This window comes from Paraburkholderia aromaticivorans (assembly GCF_002278075.1).
In the GTDB taxonomy this organism is placed as follows: domain Bacteria; phylum Pseudomonadota; class Gammaproteobacteria; order Burkholderiales; family Burkholderiaceae; genus Paraburkholderia; species Paraburkholderia aromaticivorans.
The window spans coordinates 2,497,879-2,512,442 of record NZ_CP022990.1 but is presented as its reverse complement, the minus strand read 5'-3'; the positions used below and the strand labels follow the sequence as shown (position 1 = coordinate 2,512,442).

Sequence of the window (14,564 nt, the reverse complement as noted above, 5' to 3'; positions counted from 1 at the left end):
TGCGCAATGCAACGAGTATGAGCGGCACGGGACGCAAATGCAATTCGCGCGCACGCGCCACACGCCAACGCGGCGCCTGGGACTGTCGACTCCCTAACGGTCGTTCGCGCACCGCGCACACGTTCCAATGGAGCCCGCGAACATCCCCAACGGCCAGCCCATTATTTCCAGAGAGCGCATCGGGATTCAGCCTTGGTGCCATACGCCTGCTCCCCAGGAATGGTGCCGACGATCTTGTAATAGTCCCATGCCTCCCTTGATTCGGCGGGCGCCTTCACCTGCATCAGATACATATCGTGAATCATGCTGCCGTCCTCGCGGACATAGCCCTTTGCATAGAAGTCATCGATCTTCTGCTTCTTGAGCTGCGCCATTACTTTATCCGGATTCGTCGAACCCACGTTCTGTACAGCCCTCAGGTACGCCATCGTCGCGGAGTAGTCCGCGGCTTGCAGGCTCGACGGCATCTTCTTCATCTTGTCGAAGTAGCGCTGTGACCACTGTCGCGTTTGCGGATTCTTGTTCCAGTACCAACTATCGGTCAGCAGCAGCCCCTGCGCCGTCTCCAGTCCCAGGCTGTGAATGTCGTTGATGAAAACAAGCAGAGCTGCGATAGTCATCGACTTCGTAATATCGAATTGCTTCGCGGCTTTGATCGCGTTGACCGCATCTCCACCGGCGTTCGCGAGTCCGAGAACCTGGGCATTGGATTCCCGTGCCTGGATGAGAAAGGACGAAAAATCCGCTGCTGAAAGGGGATGATGCACGGTTCCGAGCACCTGCCCACCGTTCGCCTTCACGACGTCCGATGCGTTCTGCTCCAATGCCTTGCCGAACGCATAGTCGGCGGTGAGGAAGTACCACGTCTTGCCGCCCCGCTTTGTCACTGCCGAGGCCGTACCTTTTGCGAGCGCCATCGTGTCGTATGCGTAGTGCACGGTGTATGGCGTGCACTGCTCATTGGTCAGCGTATCGGCGCCGGCGCCCACGTTAATGTAGGGAATCTTTTTCTCTTTGGCGACCTGATTGGTGGAAAGTGCAGTCGCCGAATTCGTGCCCCCGATGATTGCGTTGACGCCGTCACGATCAATCCACTCACGAGCGCGCGACGCCGCGATATCCGCCTTGTTCTGGTGGTCCGCATAGAGCAGTTTCACCGGCATCCCATTCACCTTGCCGCCAAAATCAGCAATTGCCATGCGGATAGACTCGAGGCCGCCCTGCCCGTCGCCCTCGGAGTAAAGGCCGGAGAAATCCGTGATGAACCCTATCGTCACCGAATCGTCAGCGGCACGCACAGCGCCGGATGCGAGCGCTCCGAGGATAGCGGTGGCAATGCAAAACCAATCGAGCCGGCGAGAAATCTTCTTGCACGTCCTGGTGTCCACGGGCCTCGACTTACGCACGGGTTCTCGCGTCACGTTCAATGGCATGTGCATAAAGTTATCCTTCTTCCACGGCCATGATGTCGCTGTTCGCCAATTTCGCAATCTGCGCTCAGTCCCATGCTGGTTCGAAGCAAAGCAAAGGCCATCTGCCATTGCGTCACGTCCGTGTATTGAGGCGGAATGGCCACGCAAGAGCGTTGCACCGGTGCCGACGGTAAAACCAATGACGCGTCACGGTCGACCCACCGGACGACGCCTTACCGGCGCCCGGCGGCAGCTTGAGTGTCGACGTCAGGGGAGCAGTCGCCCGACCGATCCATGTCGCCGACACGCTCACCTTTTTTGTAAGACCCAACTGAACGACAACCGGCGACAACAGGCGTCATCCGTCGAACTCGACTTCCGCTTCGCACTCGACGGGTACGTTTAGCGGGAGCGCCACACCGATCGCCGACCGGGCGTGCATTCCAATGTCCGGCCCGAACAGTTCAAGGATCAAGTCCGAAAAGCCATTCGCGATGCGTGGCATCTGATCGAAGCCCGGCGCTGCGTTGACCATTGCGAAGACCCGTACCCAGGCCGTAATGCGATCCAGGTTTCCGAGTGCCCTTTGAAGACTTGCCAATTGCGCGAGCGCAACAAGGCGTGCTGCGGCGTAGCCTTCATCTGGCGAAACTTCCGCGCCGACCTGGCCGACAGGTTGCGCAATCGTCCCATTGACATTGAGCGGCACGTGCCCCGAGACAAATGCTCGTGTGCCGCTCAGACGCACCCATGCGAACGGCAATGACATGCTTGCGTTAGCCGGCATCTTTAGAGGCTGCGGCAACGTCAAGCCCTTTTCCGCCAACTTTGCCTCGATTCTTGCCATCGTCGTCTCCTTGGGGCCTGCAAAGAACGTTAGATGCTGGCAATCGGCTTTTCAAGCCACGGCGTGCGGATCAGGAAGGTCGATCTCGCTGATGGCTTGCTGCCGGTCACAGGTTCGCGCGGTTGGGGAGCGCATGGCCTCTAAATGAAGTGCCATGTGGCCACGATTGGACGCTCATAAGCTCTTTTCAGACCGGTCGTTGAAGCGATCGCACTCCGATGTATTTCCTTCCGGACCTTCCAGATGCGGATGTTGTAACCACCTAGAGATGAAATACGATTGACGTTCTCGTCACGGCGTCGAGTGCTTCCGTTGTCTGAAACGCGGACCCGCGAGCTCGTGTAGACGCCCGCAATGCTGAAGCTATCATTTGCGTTGCAAACAACTAGTATTCCTTCACGCGCTGCTGCACAGCCAGGCAGCCGCAGGTGCGACGCCTGGTTTCGGCAGATTCGCGCATAGGCCGTCACTCACGACTCATACGGTCCGAGGAGCGTGCAATGACTCGACGCAGCCTGGCTATGAAGACCTTGATCGCCCTTCTTTCCATAGGCGCCTCATTGGCCGCGGATGCGCAGAATCTCAAACAGCAGGCGGCCGGCAACCTCATGCTGGATTCGACTGGCCATGTGAATACGTCGGACGGAGAAATCATTCCGACCAACGAATGGAAGCGAGCCAGGTAGAAGGAACGAGGCGCTGGAGATGACTATGAAAGCGACATTGAAAGCATTGCGCGTCGTCGCGGTGGCGATCCTCGCAATGTGTATCGCGACGCCGCAGGCGCGCGCGCAATCTGCCAGCCTGGTCGGTTCGTGGTCGCTGGTCTCTTTGACTGCTACCAGAAGCGGAACCGAGGAGGAGTTGTTGGGAGCTCATCCCGAGGGCCTTCTCATGTTCGGCAACGATGGGCGCTACGCACTGGTCGCTATTCGCGCGAACCTGCCGAAATTGGCTTCCGGCAACCGGTTGCAGGGAACCGCCGAGGAGAACGCGAGCATTGCTCAAGGCAATGTGGCTCACTTTGGCACCTACACGGTGGACGCCGCCGCGCATGTGATTGTCTTTCACATCCAACGCAGCACCTTTCCTAACTGGGACGCGGACGTGCAGAGGCGACCCTACACCATCGACGGCGATCGATTGACCTACATCACGCCGGGCAGTTTCGGTTATGGAGAAGCGAAGGTGGTGTGGCAACGAATGAAGTGAAACACGTGTCGACATAATTCGACGCCAGACCGTGGCGAGGGCATCGGCGATCGCCAGCGTGTCTGCCTGGAACCCGTCGCACAAGTGGCGAGGTCGCCGCGCGCAGCGGCTCTCGCGCGTCGACGCTCCCGCCTGTCTTCTAGTCGCGCTTTACGGGCGCACCTGGGAACGCACCGTTGGGTGCGAGCGTCGATGCCTACGCTCAATGGCGAGCAGTAATGCGGCGCAGTTCGCTGGCTCGCAAGGGCACCGCGCATTCGAACAGCCGTATCTCATCGGGCAAAGATCGGCTAGCGGGAGACGTTCAATCAGACCTTCACGCGCAGGGTTCGAACGTCCGGTCCACCCCAAACAACCGGCTTACGCTCGCGATCATGTCGGTCACGTCGGTGTGCGCCAGGGTCTCGCGCCCAGCGCCGCTCATGGCAAGCGCCTTAGCAAGCGTGAGTCCATCCGGGACTCTACTACCGGAAGCCGTACACCAGCACCTTTTTGCCCTCAAAGCTTTCTTGTACACCTTGCTCGCAATCCGGTGGACACACTGCCTCTCCGTCCATGCTGGCGCCTGACACGGTGAGCGCTCTGTAGACCACGGATTCGACGAGCGTCCCGTCGGTGCAGCACGCGCGGGCTACCGCCCGGCGAGATGACGCGCCCAGTTCAATCAAATGAAATTCAAAAAGGCCGCAGTGACGGAGAAAGCGAGGTGAGAACGAGCGGCCGTTAGTGCGGCCGGCTGTTCTGGAGTGTGAGGCGAGAAAGCCGAGGTGCGGACCAGGTCATGAATGGCGAAACGCTTCACCAGGTTAGTTTTCGCTTGGCGTCGGCAGACACGCGCAGAAGAGGTGCACGAAAGTTCGCGCAATTGTGACTTCGTAAGTCAGCCACGCATTAAAGTCGCATAGCAAAAAATAGTGTAACCGACGATCTTCGCAGGTGCCAGGTAGATTTCAGACAAATTGACAGGCGGGAGCAGAATCGCGCGGTGCGAATAAGGGGGTGCGAGGGCGTATCCGCCGGCAGAGAGATCTGACATTCTCGAACGCGGAACAGCCCTTGAGTGGGTGTCCCGCCCTCCGTGCCAGTGCTGATGAAGATCCCCGATGCTCGGGCGCTCGATCAGACCTGTCTCTTCAGGCCTGGAATCCGCCGGGCCATGACTTCGTCGCCAACCGCAGCGCGGGCTGCTCGAAGAACGCCTCCTGTTGCGGCGCATCGACATACGTCGCATGGCCCTCTTCGATAGCCAATACGGCATCGGCCACGGCCCGCACGTTCTCCACATCATGTGTGATAAACAGCAGCGCGATCCCCGACTCTCGTTGTAATCGCACGAACAAACTCAGCGGGCTCTGTGCAACCAGCGGGTCGAGTGCCGAAGTCGGCTCGTCGCAGACCAGTATTGTCGGTTCAGCCGCAAACGCGCGCGCAATACAGACACGTTGCTTTTGCCCGCCCGACAGTTGATGTTCAATCTCCGAAGTGGGCTGCCGCGATAGCCCGCTCGCGGCCTCGACTCACATCATCTCGGGGTGGCTCAGTTTCGTTCCGTCGGAAAAACGGGCAAGTCTGTAGGGACTGATGTCGAACTGCAGCGCGTCGTCCATTACCAGCCGGCTCACGAGCGCCCCTGCGCCTGGCCCTAGTCCAAAGCCGTGCCCGCTGAAACCGGACGCGATCACGAGACCGGGTTTCGCACTGACCTTCGAGATGACGGGAACGAGGTCCGGCGTCGTGTCGATCGCGCCTGCCCATGCGTGAGCGATCCGCAAGCCCGACAGCTCGGGAAACACGCCGGCCACGTTTTGCAGCGCACGTTCGAGCCATTCGGTATCAGGCCGGGGATCCAGCACCCGCATTTCTTCAAACGGCGAGATGTCGTCGTCGCGCCAGGTCGTGCTTGCTTCCGGTCCGCGGAAGAAGCTGGCACCGACGCGGATCTTCAGTTTTTTCTTCAGCTTACTGCGAAACATGGAGCGGAACTTCACCGAATGCCGCACGTTTTGCGGCGCGAGTTCCACGCGTCCGTAGCCGGGAACCGCGATGGTGTAGCCGCCGTCCACGCGTCTTCTCAGCGCGAAGTTAGGCCCGGAGAAACAACCTTCGACGACCGCCGGCGCCTCAGCGGTTCGCAACGCTGTTCCAATCACGTTGACGCAAGGCAGATCGATGCCGTGATGCTGGCAGAACAATGCGCTCCAGGCGCCGCCCGCGAGAACGACGGTGTCGGCTGCGAGCCGGCCGCGTTCTGTCCAGATGCCGGAGACACGCCCCGCACTCGTGTCGAGACTTCGTACCGCACAGTTCTGATACACCTTCGCGCCGAGACCTTGCACGCCGCGAGCAATAGCAGGCGCGGCTTTCGACGGCTCGGCGCGGCCGTCCGTGACCGACCACAGCCCTCCGGCCCACTTCCCGCGTCCGGACGGAATGCGCGCTGCCAGTTCGCGCGCACTGAGGATCTCGCTGTTGAAGCCCACTTCCCGGGCGCGGGCAAGCCACGCTTCCCATTGCGCAATGTCAGATTGCCGCTCCGTGCCGTACAGGATGCCCGCCCGACGAAACCCAATATCCTCGCCCAGTTCCTCGCTCAGTTCGCTCCAGCGCTTCAGACTCTCCATCGCGAGCGGCAACTCGTGGAGGTCGCGGTTCTGTTGGCGCACCCAGCCCCAATTGCGTCCTGACTGCTCACAGCCGATGATGCCCTTCTCGAGCAGAACCACGTTGACGCCGCGCCGTGCCAGTTCATACGCGGTGCTGACGCCGACAATACCGCCGCCTATTACCGCGACATCGCATCGCTCGGGGAAACCTTCGCTATCCGTGACTTCGTCGATCCTTAGCATTTCATGGCCGTTGGTTGCCGTTTACCGGTAAGTGACTGCAGTAAAGACCTTCGGAAATGCGCCCCTGAAGCGCGATTTCGCTATCTGCAGGTAGTGGCCACGATTCTGGTATCTTCCACCGCTGCGTTGATAGGACGATCCTGTTGTATCGGCAAGGGATACAACGGTGATCCACCAGGCGTCGAGGCAAAACTTGAATTGCAATCTTGCAGACGGTTGCCTGGGTAAAACCGCCCATCGAAAGGGGGGACAAGGGATCACTACGAGGAGACGCCCCGCAACGGACAGCCGCGCTCGCTATGCGAACCGCCCAGGCACATTCATCAAGGCCCTGTCCGTTTCTTTCCGCCCCCCTCGAACGCTTGCGCAAACTCCTCGGCCAGCCACGCAAGCCCCGGATCCTGGTCCCGCGCCGCGGCCCACATCAGCGAAACCTCGTAGCCCGGCACATCGAATGGCAATGGACTCATCTCCAGATCCAGTGCATCGCGCCAAACACGGCCGATGAAATCGGGCACCGTGGCGATCGCCGGCGTGCGCCGAACAATGAACGGACTGGTGGCGAAATTCGCGCTGGAGAACACCACATCGCGCTTGAGTCCCTGCATTTCCAGCCGCTCGTCAATAAAGCCGTGCAGGCCCGCGCTGAACGAGGTCAGCACGTGCCGATGGCGCAGAAACTCCTCCATCGACAGGCGCTTACGCCGCGTTTTGACAAGGCGCGGATTGAAGACACTCACAAAGCGCCATTGAAACAGCGGCCGACGCCGGTGCCACTTCAGGCATTCGCGGAACACGCCGACCGCGAGTTCGATCTCGCCCTCGTCAAGCATCGCCGACGCGCGCGTCGAGTCGGTTGGAAGCGCGATCAGCTTCACACCGGGAGCGGCAACGGTCAGGCGGCCCATGATTTCCGGCGTCATCAGAACCTCCAGCGAGTCGCTCAGGCCGATGCGAAACACGCGCTGCGCGCTCGCCGGATCGAACACCGGTGCCTGTGTCAGCACCTGGTGCAGCGACTGGAGGAAGGGTTCGATCTGTCGAGCCAGTTCGAGCGCGCGCAAGGTCGGCGCGATGCCGCGCGACGTGCGCACGAACAGTTCATCGCCGAACGCCTCGCGCAGTCGTTTGAGTGCCCCGCTCACCGCAGGCTGACCGAGGAAGAGCCGTTGCGCGGCGCGCGTGACGCTGCGCTCTTCCAACAGCGCACGAAAAGTCAGGAGCAGGTTCAGGTCGAAGTGCCTGAAATCATTTTCAATGATGTTGCTGATCATAATGAACGATTTGAATGATGGAAGTCTGCCATGCATTCTATCGCCATGGAGAGCACGACGACGCGCGACGTGACGGCACGCGAGCCAGCGCCCGCCTCTTTTCATCGACAGGAGAACGATATGGATTGGCAATCCCAGAAGGTCATCGTGCTGGGCGGCTCATCGGGTGTGGGGCTGGCGACAGTGTCGCGGCTGGCAGCGGCCGGTGCGAGTGTCGTGGCGATCGGCCGCGATCAGAGCAAACTCGACAGCGCGCTCGCCGGCCTCGACGGACGCGGCCGTGTCATCGGGGAAGCACTCGACTGCAGCGACCGCGCCGCGCTTGATAGCTTCTTCGGCCGGGTGGGCCCGGTCGATCACCTTGTGCTCACGCTCTCCGGGGGCGAAGGCGGCGGCCGGTTTGACGAACTCGATCTGGCTGCATTGCGCCGCGGCTTCGAGGCCAAGCTCTGGCCGCAGCTCGAAGCGGCTCAAGCTGGTCTGTCGTCGCTTCGCCGCGATGGCAGCCTGACATTCGTGACCGCCATTTCCGCGCGCATGGCCAATCCCGGCACTTCCGGCCTCGGCGCGATCAACGGCTCGCTGGAAAGCATGATCGGCACGCTCGCGCGCGAACTGGCGCCGCTTCGCGTCAATGCTGTCTCGCCCGGCGTGATCGATACAGCGTGGTGGGACAGATTCCCCGTCAGCGTCAAGACGGAACTGTTCCGCCAGCAGGCTGACACGCTGCCGGTGGGGCGCGTCGGTGCGGCGGACGATATCGCGCATGCGCTTCAGTTTTTGATGGAGAACACCTTCATGACGGGAGCTGTCATCGAATGCGACGGAGGCTTGCGGCTGCTCTGACGGTTGCCGGCGAAGTCATGATGACGAAAGGGCACTCCCGAGCGGACCCGGAAGTTCGATGACGGACCGGGTTCGGGGCGGAGCGGCCGTTCGGACTCCCGGCGCCGCAATGACAGCCTGCGGGGCAATGGACGCTCGCCCCGCTGAGTTGGTCGGCAAGTTGTCGGCCATAGTAGCCCGGCGGTGCGACCATCGACCAGCGGCGGCTATGGCCAGCTTTGCAGCGGTCAGACTCAGGAACGGTTTGCACGGCAGTTTTGCCGCCGTTGGAAGGAGAGCAAGCGACTCTGAGCAGCGAATTGCCGTTACCGATTGCGTGCGCTCACTGTGGGTTGGCGGATTCAATCCGTCCACGCCACATTGGTGTTGATCGACGCATCGGCACGCGCGGTCTCGTGCGTTTGTGGCGGTTCTTGTGCAGCCCTTGTGCAGCTTCAGTCGCCGGCTGAGCGTACCATCACGTCGCCGACGACCACTCCTCTCAGCCCCTCCCGTAACGCTGCGACATTTTCTGCGCCGTTCAGTTGCTCGAACTCCCGCTGCGCTTCCCGCCAGAGCGGCGCCGCTCTTTCGTACAGGCGCCGTCCTTCTTCGGTAAGCTCGACAAGGCGGCTTCGGCCGTCTGTGGGCGACGGCCTGATCGTGACGAAGCCGTCGCGCTCAAGGAAGCCGACCATCTTTCCCATCGCCGTCCGTTCGATATCGAGTCGTTCGGCAAGGGCGTTGACCGCTGCACTTCCCACCTCGTCCAATGCAGCCAGGGTCAGGAATTGCGTGATGCGCAGGCCCGCCGGCTCGAGATGACTATCGTAGAGGCGGGAAATCTGCCTGCTCGCCTTCCTCACTGCGAAGCAGTTGCATTGATCGATTCCAAGCGGCTGGTCGAACGGCAACATCTGGTTCCACTCCTTACTTCCTTTGATTGCCAGAACGCTACGCGCACGCGCGAAAATACGGCAATCATTTTCGACAAAAAACTGACGCCGAAGGCGTTGGTGCCAGTGTGATCTGCGCGCCTCGTCTCCGGCTCCGGAATCCAACTCTTGTGATCTGCAGCGTTCAAAGCCCCACCGGCGGAGTGATGTAGCCGGGTACCTCAGCCGCAAGCGTGCTCTTCAGTATCGCTGTTCCCTTGTCGGCCATAATCTCGCTCTTGCCGGCGGTGAGTGCGTCATAGGTCTGTCGCACCACGTCCTCCGGGCTGGCTTTGGGTACATCAATGCCGTCGGTCAGGTCGGTATCCACGAACCCCACGTGCAGGCCGAGAACCTGAACGCCGCGCGCTTGCAGGTGAAAGCGAACTTGATTCGTATAACTCCACGCTGCTGCCTTTGATGCGGCATAGGGTGCCAGATAGGGCCGCGGAAGCCAAACGATGTCGGAAAGCACGTTAATGATCGCCGCATCAGGCTTGGCCGCTAATATCGGCTCGAAGGCCTTCGTGACGCGCACTATGCCATAGTAGTTGGTATCGAACATGCGAGCCGATTGCGCTTCTACGTCATGCGCAAGAGGCCCGTCGATCAGAGCGGCGATGCCCGCGTTGTTAACCAGCAGGGTCGTGTCTGCCGCCAGTTCCGCGGCTGCGGCGATCGACGCCGTGTCCGTAACGTCGATCCTGACAGGCACGATGCCCGGCTCTTCAAAACCGTTCGTGTTGCGCATACCCGCGTACACCTTCGTCGCCCCGCGCCGGCGTGCCTCTCGTGCAAAAGCCAGACCCAGGCCGCGATTGGCGCCCGTGATAAAGACAGTGGCGTTCTTGACATCCATGACATATTCCTCTTTTAAAGCTGCGTGCCTCCGGTGAGGCAACATCCGCCGCGGACCGGCGGGCGCGTGGTTCAAAGAAAAAGGCTTTCCGGAAACTGCTTTGAAAGTGTCTCCCGCAGATGAGCGGCGAGAGTCAGCACGGCGCCGAGTGGACTCATCCGGACGCTCACGCGCGGCACCGACCCGTCGGCGTTACGGTGGACTACGACGGCCGCGCTCAGGTTCTCGCCGTTCGTCAGAACGGCCTCGTACTCCAGAACGAGCCGCGAATCGTCCGTCTGGACAAACGTGGGCGTCTGCAAGGCGTAGAAGGTTCCGACTGCGTCGACGGCCGCGCGGATTTCGTCACGTCCGATGACGGGGCCGCGCAATACCGAGCTGACCAACTCCGCGTCAACAGTCAGATCGTCCAGAAACGGATGACGCCCATCTTGAGTGGATGACATGTTCAAACCTCGACTTGTTTGAGACCGCGCTCACGCGAATCCGGCCCGGTTCTGCGTGACGAACTGCTGGACCGAGAGGGGCGGCTTTCCGGTAATTTTCTCGATGACGTCGTTGGTACCCGAGAAAACGCCGTCGCGATAGTTCTGAGCGACCTCGACCAGATGCTGCGTGAGGAACGGCGGGAATTTGTAAAGGTTCTCCATCTTGATCTGGAACGCTTCGATGGAAGTCGGCGCGTATTCGATCCGTGCTCCGAGAACCTCGCTCATCGCTTCGGCGATTTCGGTATGATTCATCTCGACGGGGCCATGGAGTGCGTAGGTCTTGCCCTCGTGGCCTTCGGGGTTAGCCAGGACATGGGCGATAACCCGCCCCTGATCATCAGCGGCGATGGGTGCGTGACGGCCGTTGCCGAAGGGAAATTCAATCTTCTTCGTGGCCCAGATTTCCTTCGCAAAATGCGGATAGACGAGCCAGTCGGCAAAGAAGGTTGGACGGAGATGTGTAGTGGGAACGCCTGACCAATCAAAGACCCGCTCGGAAACCCAGTGATCCTGGGCCGCGTGGCTCTTCGACTCCCGGCGCGCGGAAATCTGCGACATGTTGACGATCGCGGTGACGCCCGCTTCTTTCGCGGCCTGCGCGAAATAAGCGGCAGCTCCGATGATTCCCGGCGCGATCGGATGAAGGAAATAGGCCGATCGGATCCCTTCCATGGCTGCGCGGATGTCGTTGATGTCGGTGAAGTCCCCGACGGCGGTATCGACTCCGCGCCGCCTCAGGGCGGCTGCCCGATCGTCGTCTGTGCGCACATATGCCCGCACGCGTCTGCCCATCTTGAGTAATTCGTCGATAGCGATGCCTCCGGTCCGTCCGGTTGCACCGCTCACAAGTATTTCGGCCTGGTTCATAGCTTCGCTCCATTTGAATGTAAGAGCATATGCTCTCTTGTGATCAAGATAAAAGCATATGCTCTCATTGTCAAGATTTTTTTTGTCCGCGCAGGATTCGGTACCGCGCATCTGGGAACGTGCTTCCGCCCAGTGTCCGGCCGCTCCCGAATGTGAATCGGCCGTTGGAATAATGGCTTTGTGTGCCTTGCGACCGTCAGCTAGTGGCCGATTCTGTTGAAAAAGTCGTGTTTTGGTTTGGGTCCCGGGCTTCGGCAGTAAGTTTCGAGTTGGGGAGTTCAGCGAGGCGGCGGTCTTGCAACGTGCGACGCCCCCCGTTTCTCGTCATGTAGCTGCCTGGTTTGCCTGCTTACCTTCAGGCGTGAGCCACTTGGCCATTCTTCGCAGATTTTGCGCAGTTGCTGCCATCAGAAACTCATCATGGGCACCGCTTGGACCACGCAGTCGCAAGCGATCAAGTTTGAGAATGCGCTTGAGGTGAGCGAAGAGCATTTCCACCTTCTTTCGCTGCCGGCGCGACTGTTTGTATTCGGGGGTTGCCGCGATGCGTCGAGCCTCATCGCGGGCGGCTTCATGGATGCTGCGCGTGATTTTGCGAAACGACATATTCGGGCAGCATTGATTCTTAATCGAACATCGGTTGCAGTTCTTTTCGCTCGATCGATACACGATAGTGTCGGCTTTCGTGATGTGCGTGCGTGGATTCTTCAGTGGACGCCAGTCGCAGCGCAGCGCGTTCCCTGCAGGACATCGATACTCGTTGGCCTCTTCATCCCAGATGAATTCGCTACGAGAGAATGTATTGTCCTTGCGCTCTGTTTTATCCCAGACTGAAACGTGCGGCTCAATTTGTTTCTCTTCAACCATCCAGCCAAGCAGTGCTGCTGTGCCGTATGCGGTGTCACCTACCAGTCGGCGAGGCTTCAGGTCCCGTTGGTGTTGAACACGATCGATCATTGTCCTGGTTGATTCGACCTCTTGTGACCGGTTCGCCGGCGTCGCTTCAACATCCACAATGATCCCTGCCTGCAGATCGATCAGGTAATTCGTCGAGTAGGCAAAGAACGCAGGACCGCCCGGAGCGGCCGTCCATCGTGCAGCAGGATCAGTCAGGGATATCTTCTTTGGAGGTGCCGAAGACGATGCTGGCTCGGACGTATCTGCGGCCACCGGATTGGCTTGCTCCAGTGCCTCAAGATATTCCCGCACAGCGCGGCTCTGGCCGTCGGCACGTCCCCAGTCGATAGGCTCGGTTCCCGGCACTCCGCGAGCAGGACTCGCGTCCGCCTTGATGATGCTTGCGTCAATGGCGAATCCCTCGCCCTTGACGAGGCCCTCGGCCATGCAACGACTCAGCACAGATTCGAATACGTGGCGCAACAGGTCGCTATCGCGAAAGCGACCGTGACGGTTCTTTGAGAACGTCGAGTGTTCCGGTACGGCGTCTTCCAGACCCAGGCGGCAGAACCACCGGTATGCGAGGTTCAGATGCACCTCTTCGCATAGACGTCGCTCGGACCGGATGCCAAAGCAGTAACCCACGATCAACATGCGAATCATGAGCTCCGGGTCAATCGATGGCCGACCCATCGGGCTGTAGAACGGCGCGAGGTGTCGGCGCAGATCTCGCAGATCAAGGAAGCGATCGATGCCTCTCAACAGGTGCGATTGCGGGACGTGGTTATCGAGGTTGAACGAGTAGAAGAGCTTGTCCTGTCCGCTATCCAGTCGACCCATCATGACGATTCGCTCCCGTCGTTTGATGTCTTCCAGGATACCCAACATTCCGCATCGCCGCCGACTTTTTCAACAGAATCGGCCGAACTCGATCCAACGACGACCGGCCTATTTCGACCCGATAGGGCGCTGGTGGGCGACTCACTCGGCAACGTACTGCAGGGCCACACCACGACATTGCCGGTCAGCCTGGCGGATATCGTTTATCACACGGCGGCAGTGACTCGAGGGAAAAGGCATCCCAATGCGGCCAGCCTCAATCCGGCGCTTGGGGTCCCTTGCCTGCGTTACGCAATGGATTTCGGTAGTCGCGGGTTCCGTTGCAACGAAGGTGAGCGTTCGTCGATCTGCGGACTGGCGTCTGTTTCGGCAATATCGCCGGCCGCGAACTGTTTGCGGTATGCGGCGGGCGTGAGTTCCTTCAACGCTTTGAACTGCCGATTGAAATTAGCCACGTTCGGAAACCCGGAGTGGGCTGCAACCACGGAAATGGGAGTCGAGGTGTGCGCGAGCATCCGGCAGGCGTGTCCAATCCTGACTCGCGCGATATATCGCCCCACGCTCTCTCCAATGTGCTGCTCGAAGTAGCGAGCCAGAGAACGTTCCGACACATTGGCGGCGTCGCAAAGTTCGGATAGGCGCAGCGGTTCGGCGAAACGTAAATCGATCATTGAGAGCACGCGGTTTATACGCTCCGGCTCGTGCCCTGAAGGACCCTCTGCACGGTCGCTAAACGCGGTCGGCGAAGCAAGCGGATCACCGGGTGCTTCTGCGAGCATGCACAAGACATTGAGTGCCGCGGCAAGGCGTTCTCGCGCAGCGCCGGACAGCAGATTGTCGACCTGAGCGCGCATCGCGGCGCCGACCTGCGCACTGAATGCCAGTCCGCAAGCTGCGCGACGCAACAGGTTACGCAAAGGCGCATATTCCGGGCACACGTCCGCAAGCCGCCGCGCCCAGTCGCCGCCGAACCAGATCACGATTGCAACCTGTGGAGATGCCGCGTCAATCGAACGATTCGACGCCCACGTATGAGGAAGATTCGGTGGCACGAGAACCAGGTCGTCGTCGACATAGTCCGCAATCGAATCCCCGATATAGCGCTTGCCGTGACTATTCAGCGTCAGGGTCAGTTCGTATTCGGGATGATGGTGCCATTCAAACGGAATGCGCGGCAGACGCCGGTGGTAAACCCTGACCGAGCAGTCGTCGCCAAACTCGACATGTTCGTAGGCTGGCTTCATGACTGAAGGCGCAAA

The 14,564-nt window shown here is 60.1% G+C and carries 14 protein-coding genes and 1 pseudogene; 4 read left to right on the top strand and 11 right to left on the bottom strand.

Features of this window, described 5'->3' with window-relative positions; translation table 11 throughout:
• Nucleotides 1-161: 161 nt before the first annotated feature.
• Both CJU94_RS30825 and CJU94_RS30820 read right to left on the bottom strand, forming a co-directional pair.
• Nucleotides 162-1,388, bottom strand: a complete 1,227-nt coding sequence (locus tag CJU94_RS30825) for an ABC transporter substrate-binding protein (RefSeq protein ID WP_425272211.1) — start codon at nt 1,386-1,388, stop codon at nt 162-164.
• Between the two features lie 382 nt (nt 1,389-1,770).
• Nucleotides 1,771-2,259 (bottom strand): RidA family protein, encoded by a 489-nt coding sequence (locus CJU94_RS30820; RefSeq protein WP_095422328.1) that lies wholly within the window; start codon nt 2,257-2,259, stop codon nt 1,771-1,773.
• A gap of 521 nt (nt 2,260-2,780) precedes the next feature.
• Between CJU94_RS30820 and CJU94_RS30815 the strand changes: the two genes are divergently transcribed.
• Together CJU94_RS30815 and CJU94_RS30810 are read left to right on the top strand one after the other, a co-directional pair.
• Nucleotides 2,781-2,945: a hypothetical protein gene (locus tag CJU94_RS30815; protein WP_157763825.1), complete on the top strand. Its 165-nt coding sequence runs from the start codon at nt 2,781-2,783 to the stop codon at nt 2,943-2,945.
• A 25-nt stretch (nt 2,946-2,970) separates the two neighbouring features.
• A complete protein-coding gene (locus tag CJU94_RS30810) occupies nt 2,971-3,471 on the top strand; it encodes a lipocalin-like domain-containing protein (RefSeq protein ID WP_095422326.1) in 501 nt (166 codons plus the stop codon).
• 1,133 nt (nt 3,472-4,604) lie between these two features.
• On the opposite strand, the gene CJU94_RS41935 is transcribed toward CJU94_RS30810, so the two are convergent.
• The 3 genes from CJU94_RS41935 to CJU94_RS30790 all read right to left on the bottom strand — a co-directional run bounded on the left by CJU94_RS41935 (nt 4,605) and on the right by CJU94_RS30790 (nt 7,591).
• Nucleotides 4,605-4,805 (bottom strand): hypothetical protein, encoded by a 201-nt coding sequence (locus CJU94_RS41935; RefSeq protein ID WP_244221023.1) that lies wholly within the window; start codon nt 4,803-4,805, stop codon nt 4,605-4,607.
• Nucleotides 4,806-4,988: 183 nt separating this feature from the next.
• Nucleotides 4,989-6,317 (bottom strand): NAD(P)/FAD-dependent oxidoreductase, encoded by a 1,329-nt coding sequence (locus tag CJU94_RS30795; RefSeq protein WP_095422323.1) that lies wholly within the window; start codon nt 6,315-6,317, stop codon nt 4,989-4,991.
• Between the two features lie 323 nt (nt 6,318-6,640).
• On the bottom strand, nt 6,641-7,591 hold the full coding sequence (locus tag CJU94_RS30790) for a LysR family transcriptional regulator (RefSeq protein ID WP_244221022.1): 951 nt from the start codon (nt 7,589-7,591) through the stop codon (nt 6,641-6,643).
• 120 nt (nt 7,592-7,711) lie between these two features.
• On the opposite strand from CJU94_RS30790, the gene CJU94_RS30785 reads away from it, so the two are divergent.
• Entirely contained in the window at nt 7,712-8,437 is a 726-nt protein-coding gene (locus CJU94_RS30785) for an SDR family oxidoreductase (protein ID WP_095422867.1), read from the top strand.
• A gap of 434 nt (nt 8,438-8,871) precedes the next feature.
• Here CJU94_RS30785 and CJU94_RS30780 read toward each other — a convergent pair whose 3' ends face one another.
• From CJU94_RS30780 to CJU94_RS30760, 5 genes are all read right to left on the bottom strand, one after another.
• Nucleotides 8,872-9,333: a MarR family winged helix-turn-helix transcriptional regulator gene (locus CJU94_RS30780; RefSeq protein ID WP_095422322.1), complete on the bottom strand. Its 462-nt coding sequence runs from the start codon at nt 9,331-9,333 to the stop codon at nt 8,872-8,874.
• A gap of 163 nt (nt 9,334-9,496) precedes the next feature.
• Nucleotides 9,497-10,210 (bottom strand): SDR family oxidoreductase, encoded by a 714-nt coding sequence (locus tag CJU94_RS30775; RefSeq protein ID WP_095422321.1) that lies wholly within the window; start codon nt 10,208-10,210, stop codon nt 9,497-9,499.
• A gap of 71 nt (nt 10,211-10,281) precedes the next feature.
• A complete protein-coding gene (locus tag CJU94_RS30770; protein ID WP_095422320.1) occupies nt 10,282-10,656 on the bottom strand; it encodes a hypothetical protein in 375 nt (124 codons plus the stop codon).
• A 30-nt stretch (nt 10,657-10,686) separates the two neighbouring features.
• Nucleotides 10,687-11,568 (bottom strand): NmrA family NAD(P)-binding protein, encoded by an 882-nt coding sequence (locus tag CJU94_RS30765; RefSeq protein ID WP_095422319.1) that lies wholly within the window; start codon nt 11,566-11,568, stop codon nt 10,687-10,689.
• A 324-nt stretch (nt 11,569-11,892) separates the two neighbouring features.
• Nucleotides 11,893-13,308: a transposase gene (locus tag CJU94_RS30760; protein WP_095418279.1), complete on the bottom strand. Its 1,416-nt coding sequence runs from the start codon at nt 13,306-13,308 to the stop codon at nt 11,893-11,895.
• Nucleotides 13,309-13,425: 117 nt separating this feature from the next.
• On the opposite strand from CJU94_RS30760, the pseudogene CJU94_RS41925 reads away from it, so the two are divergent.
• Nucleotides 13,426-13,539 (top strand): annotated as a pseudogene (locus CJU94_RS41925) (3-methyl-2-oxobutanoate hydroxymethyltransferase); the annotation flags it as partial.
• A 53-nt stretch (nt 13,540-13,592) separates the two neighbouring features.
• On the opposite strand, the gene CJU94_RS30750 reads toward CJU94_RS41925, so the two are convergent.
• Nucleotides 13,593-14,549, bottom strand: a complete 957-nt coding sequence (locus CJU94_RS30750) for a helix-turn-helix domain-containing protein (RefSeq protein ID WP_095422318.1) — start codon at nt 14,547-14,549, stop codon at nt 13,593-13,595.
• Nucleotides 14,550-14,564: the final 15 nt, after the last annotated feature.

Bases quoted from the DNA above. Each gene is read 5' to 3' on its own strand.
- CJU94_RS30820 (WP_095422328.1), bottom strand. From the start codon at position 2,259: ATGGCAAGAATCGAGGCAAAGTTGGCGGAAAAGGGCTTGACGTTGCCG.
- CJU94_RS30815 (WP_157763825.1), top strand. From the start codon at position 2,781: ATGAAGACCTTGATCGCCCTTCTTTCCATAGGCGCCTCATTGGCCGCG.
- CJU94_RS30810 (WP_095422326.1), top strand. From the start codon at position 2,971: ATGAAAGCGACATTGAAAGCATTGCGCGTCGTCGCGGTGGCGATCCTC.
- CJU94_RS30795 (WP_095422323.1), bottom strand. From the start codon at position 6,317: ATGCTAAGGATCGACGAAGTCACGGATAGCGAAGGTTTCCCCGAGCGA.
- CJU94_RS30790 (WP_244221022.1), bottom strand. From the start codon at position 7,591: ATGATCAGCAACATCATTGAAAATGATTTCAGGCACTTCGACCTGAAC.
- CJU94_RS30785 (WP_095422867.1), top strand. From the start codon at position 7,712: ATGGATTGGCAATCCCAGAAGGTCATCGTGCTGGGCGGCTCATCGGGT.
- CJU94_RS30780 (WP_095422322.1), bottom strand. From the start codon at position 9,333: ATGTTGCCGTTCGACCAGCCGCTTGGAATCGATCAATGCAACTGCTTC.
- CJU94_RS30775 (WP_095422321.1), bottom strand. From the start codon at position 10,210: ATGGATGTCAAGAACGCCACTGTCTTTATCACGGGCGCCAATCGCGGC.
- CJU94_RS30770 (WP_095422320.1), bottom strand. From the start codon at position 10,656: ATGTCATCCACTCAAGATGGGCGTCATCCGTTTCTGGACGATCTGACT.
- CJU94_RS30765 (WP_095422319.1), bottom strand. From the start codon at position 11,568: ATGAACCAGGCCGAAATACTTGTGAGCGGTGCAACCGGACGGACCGGA.
- CJU94_RS30760 (WP_095418279.1), bottom strand. From the start codon at position 13,308: ATGATGGGTCGACTGGATAGCGGACAGGACAAGCTCTTCTACTCGTTC.
- CJU94_RS30750 (WP_095422318.1), bottom strand. From the start codon at position 14,549: ATGAAGCCAGCCTACGAACATGTCGAGTTTGGCGACGACTGCTCGGTC.